Annotated in this window: 9 protein-coding genes; 7 read left to right on the plus strand and 2 right to left on the minus strand. The window is 71.9% G+C overall.

The features are described from left to right. Both VIU94_RS35890 and VIU94_RS35895 read right to left on the minus strand, forming a co-directional pair. Positions 1-1286, minus strand: a 1286-nt coding sequence (locus VIU94_RS35890) for a recombinase family protein (RefSeq protein WP_331918257.1), incomplete at its 3' end; no start/stop codon positions are given. Further along, complete coding sequence (locus VIU94_RS35895) at positions 1286-1825, minus strand: helix-turn-helix domain-containing protein (RefSeq protein WP_331918259.1); 540 nt, start codon at positions 1823-1825, stop codon at positions 1286-1288. The genes VIU94_RS35895 and VIU94_RS35890, both read right to left, overlap by 1 nt. Positions 1826-1959: 134 nt before the next feature. Here VIU94_RS35895 and VIU94_RS35900 point away from each other — a divergent pair, with 134 nt between their 5' ends. The 7 genes from VIU94_RS35900 to VIU94_RS35930 form a co-directional block, all read left to right on the plus strand. Then, the gene (locus VIU94_RS35900; protein ID WP_331918261.1) at positions 1960-2217 is read left to right on the plus strand and encodes a hypothetical protein; all 258 of its coding nucleotides are present in this window, start codon (positions 1960-1962) and stop codon (positions 2215-2217) included. Continuing rightward, positions 2214-2408, plus strand: coding sequence for a hypothetical protein (locus VIU94_RS35905; protein ID WP_331918263.1), 195 nt, complete (start codon positions 2214-2216; stop codon positions 2406-2408). Before VIU94_RS35900 ends, VIU94_RS35905 begins: the two co-directional genes overlap by 4 nt. Before the next feature lie 92 nt (positions 2409-2500). Continuing rightward, on the plus strand, positions 2501-2857 hold the full coding sequence (locus VIU94_RS35910) for a hypothetical protein (protein WP_331918265.1): 357 nt from the start codon (positions 2501-2503) through the stop codon (positions 2855-2857). Then, entirely contained in the window at positions 2854-3063 is a 210-nt protein-coding gene (locus VIU94_RS35915) for a hypothetical protein (RefSeq protein ID WP_331918267.1), read from the plus strand. Before VIU94_RS35910 ends, VIU94_RS35915 begins: the two co-directional genes overlap by 4 nt. Continuing rightward, positions 3060-3296, plus strand: a complete 237-nt coding sequence (locus VIU94_RS35920; protein ID WP_331918269.1) for a hypothetical protein — start codon at positions 3060-3062, stop codon at positions 3294-3296. The genes VIU94_RS35915 and VIU94_RS35920 overlap by 4 nt, the downstream gene beginning before the upstream one ends. Then, on the plus strand, positions 3293-3571 hold the full coding sequence (locus tag VIU94_RS35925; protein ID WP_331918271.1) for a hypothetical protein: 279 nt from the start codon (positions 3293-3295) through the stop codon (positions 3569-3571). The genes VIU94_RS35920 and VIU94_RS35925 overlap by 4 nt, the downstream gene beginning before the upstream one ends. Next, a partial coding sequence (locus VIU94_RS35930; RefSeq protein ID WP_331918273.1) for a hypothetical protein occupies positions 3571-3891 on the plus strand: 321 nt, incomplete at its 3' end. The genes VIU94_RS35925 and VIU94_RS35930, both read left to right, overlap by 1 nt.

A 3891-nucleotide genomic window follows, 5' to 3' on the forward strand; every position in this document is an offset into this window, starting at 1 on the left:
GCGTCCACCGCGCCCGCCGCCTCCACCGGATCCGGCAGCACCTCCACCGGACCCAGCCGGGCCAGCTCCACCACCGCAGCCCGCTCCGCATCCCGAAGCTCCGCCATCGCCTGCCGGTACACCACGTCCGGCAGCGGATCCAGGGCGTTCGACTTCGCCAACCGCACCATGCCGGCGCGCGCATCCTTCAGCCGCCGCTCCAACGCCGCCCGGCCCGCCCTGCCGGTGGTGAGCTTCGCCAGCCGGGCCGCCCTGGCACCGTGATCGGTGCGCAACGCGGACGCGTACTCGGCGACCTGAGCGAGGACTTCCGCCTCCACCCGGGCCAGCAACGGACGGCCCACACCCTCGCAGGCGCCGCCCTTCACGTCCCCGCGGCCATGCCCGCACACGAGGCGGTCGCCCTGGCGTTGCAGCTTGTGGCCGTCCGGGCACTCCACCAGCCCGACCAGCGACCAGGTGGGCGCGAGGTGCCGCGGCGGGGTGCCGGCTTCGGCGGCGAGCCGGTTCTGCACCCGCTGCCACGTCACCTCGTCGACCAGGGGCTCGTGCTCGCCGGGGAGCACATCGCCGCCGGCGACGACCCGACCCAGGTAGACCGGGTTGCGGAGCAGCTTCTTCACGTTCGGGGTGTGCATGGGCTGGCCGCGCACAGCAGCCAGGTAGGCGGTGATCTCACCGATCGGCTCGCCCGCCCCGTACCGGCGGAACACCTCCGTGACGGCAGGGCCGACGACCGGGTCGGGCACCATCCGCTTGTCCAACCGGGTGTAGCCCAACGGCCGGCCGTGGTGCTGGCCCCGTTCCGCCCGGCGGGCGATCGTGTTGGACCAGCCGCGGCCGATCTCCTTCGCCCGGTACTGGGCGATGTTCAGCATGTTGATCAGCATCATCTCGCCGGACGGCGTGGACGTGTCGATGTGCTCACACGCGGAGATGATCGTGACGCCGGACTGGGCGAGCTCGCGGAGCACCAGCAGCGATTCGAGGACGTCCCGGCCGAAGCGGCTGACGTCGTAGACGGCGATGGCGTCGATCTGCCCGGCCCGGGCCATCCGCCGGACCTTGTCGATGCCCTCGCGGGAGAAGTGGGTGCCGGAGACGTCGATGTCGTCGTCGATCACAGCGACCTCGGCCATGCCGACGGTGGCGCGGCGCATCGCCGCGATCTGCACATCCGGCGAGTGGAAGTCGTCACCGCCGCGCCCCATCAGCGCGGACACCCGGGCGTAGAGGACCACCCGGTGGGGTCGATCGGGGAGGGCGATGGGGCGGCGGGGCGGCATCAGCTTGCGGCGCGACCCTCGACGTCGGGCTTGCCCTGCTCGGCCCGGTCGGCGAGATCCGCCAGGTGCCGCAGCGTCGCCCGGATCAGGATCCGCTCCGCCTCGCTGGTGCCCGGGTCGGTGAGGCGCCGCATGATGATCCGCACATCAGCGTCGAGCTGGTCGACGCTGCCCGTTGACCCTGCCGCGGCGGCCAGGGCGTGGGCTTCGTCGTCGCCGAGAGCCTTCGCGATGGCCTTGACGTTGGCGACGGTCACGCCGTCGCCTTTCATCCAGCCGAAGATGGTGCCGCGGTGGATGCCGGCTTCACGGGCGAGGCGGGCAACGCTCCAGCCCGGTCGCTTGGTCATGCGCCGGAGGTAGCTCGCCCAGTCCTCCGGGGGTGCGGAAGCGTCGCCCATAGGCGCACGGTAGGCGCTGGTCCAGCGGCAGCGGTAATTCGGCGGGCGTTGCTCTTTGGCGACGCTGTCGGCTTGCCTGCGCCGTCTTCTGATCTTGGCTGCGCCTGCGTCGTTCACGCGTTGGGGCATGGTGTTCATCTCCCTTCTGGTGTTGTCTACGGGCAACGATAGGGCATCCAAGCCGACGGTGGGTACCCATCCGTTCGGCTGATATCGACGGGTTAACCCTTCGGCTCTTGCGTTGCCTTAAGGCGACGGTTACCGTCGTGGTCATGGAAGCGACGCCAAAAACCGACGGACCGTCGCCCAAGGCCGACGGGGTTCGGCTGCGGGTTGAGGTATACGACGCCCTCGCCGAGAAGAGGGGCCTGGCCTCGATCACGGCGCAGGCCGAACGGCACGGCATCGGCCGCACCCACATGTCTCACCTTCGATCGGGCCGGAAGACCGCCGGCCTGCCGCTGGCGATGCGGATGGCCGCCGACCTGGGCACCAGCGTCGAGGCGCTGTTCGGGCGGGCCGAGTCGTGACGCACCCGCCGTCCGGGCCCAGCCAGCCCCCACGCCCCTCCGGCCCCCGCGAGCCGATCCCCCAGCTCGACCCGGACTCGGCCGCCGGCCGCGAGGCCGCCGAGGCGCTCAGTCAGGCCCTCGCCGAAATCCAGCTCGCCATCCTGCGCCGCCGCAATTCCAGCCGCCGCCACTCGACCGACGCCGCCTGATCCACCCGGCGCCCGACCGGGCCCGGACGCAGAGCAGCCCCGCCAACCGACCAAGACCAGCGGGGCCGCAACTACCGAAAGGAAGGTACCCGATGAACGGGACCGTCACCCCCACCGGCTTCCCCGGCTTCGCGCCGGGCGAACACCGCCACCTGCTCGCCGACGTGCACCGCTGGGCCCGCACCAACGGCTGGAACTGGCACGAGTGCTGGGGCTGGGTCAACGCCCGCTACGCCAGCGACGCGACCCTCGGCATCGACTGGGACAACGGCACCGTCACCGTCCGGGCCGGCCAGGTGCTGCTCCGGCCGACCACGTACCCGGTCGGCAGCGTCCGCCAGGCGGTCGACCTGCTCGTCGCCCTCGACATCCTCCCCGCCTCGTTCGCCCGCGCCTACCGCACCGGCTTCGAGGCTGGCTTCAAGCTCGCCGACGGCGGCACCCGGTGAGCCCGGCCGCCGTGGTGGAGGGCGTCTACCTCACCACCCTCGCCGCCACCCTCCGCACCGCCACCGCCGCCGAGCTCGCCGACGTCGCCTCCCACTGGGCGGCCCTGCCCGGCCACATCGCCGACGACGCCCGGCACCTCATCGACGAAGAGGTCGAGTACCGGCTGGCCGTCGCCCACCTCGCCGAACTGGAGCTGGCCCGATGAGCCGGCCGCCCGTCCACCTCGCCGAGTGCGACTACTGCGGCCGGCGAATCGCCTGGTCCCGCAAGCGCCGCCAGTGGCTGGTGCTCTACCCCTTCACTTGGATGAAGGGAACCCAGCTCCAGCGTCGCCTTCGCTGCCCGAAGTCGCCCAACGGCGAGTTGCACGACCCGGCCAGTAACCTCGCGGCCCGCCGCGACCGGGAGCTGTCCCTGCTGTTCGGCGGTGCCCGGTGACCGCCCCGACGTGGCCGGCCGTCGACCTGCCGCCGGTCCGGCCCCTGCCCAGCCCGTGGCCCGGCGGCCCCACCGTGTTCCCCACCGCCGTCGACCCGGCCCTCGCCGGCTGGGAGCCGCCCACCCTCGACGACCTCGGCCTCATCGCCGACCCCGTCGCCCAGGTGCTGTCCATGCGGGCGCAGATCGACGCCCTGATCGCCGGCATGACCGACCAGCAGCGCGCCGACCTCGCCCAGTACGAGCCGACCCGACACCTCCGGAGCGTGGCGTGATGATGCTCGAAGATGCGTACGGCGAGCGCCGAGCAAACCAGATCATCGAAGACACCTGGGGTCACCTGCACCCCGAAGCCGGGCGGCACGACGGCTACCTGGTCGCGGCATTCTCCGCCTACGGCGGCGAGCGACTGCTGATCACAGCCGAGTTTCGCGACCAGCCCGACTCACCGTGGCTCTACGACGCGATGTACCGCCTGATCCTCGACGCGGACATGGACGAGGGAGCCGTCTACCGCTTCACCGGTGCTGTCATCGCCGACGGCAAGCAGCTTCGCTTCGACGGCGAGTGGACGCAGATCCTGATCGCGGCGGTG

This window comes from Streptomyces sp. (genome assembly GCF_036566765.1).
Taxonomy (GTDB): Bacteria; Actinomycetota; Actinomycetes; order Streptomycetales; family Streptomycetaceae; genus Streptomyces.

Coding starts and splice junctions, on each gene's coding strand:
- VIU94_RS35910 (WP_331918265.1), top strand. CDS start 2,501: ATGAACGGGACCGTCACCCCCACCGGCTTCCCCGGCTTCGCGCCGGGC.
- VIU94_RS35895 (WP_331918259.1), bottom strand. CDS start 1,825: ATGAACACCATGCCCCAACGCGTGAACGACGCAGGCGCAGCCAAGATC.
- VIU94_RS35920 (WP_331918269.1), top strand. CDS start 3,060: ATGAGCCGGCCGCCCGTCCACCTCGCCGAGTGCGACTACTGCGGCCGG.
- VIU94_RS35900 (WP_331918261.1), top strand. CDS start 1,960: ATGGAAGCGACGCCAAAAACCGACGGACCGTCGCCCAAGGCCGACGGG.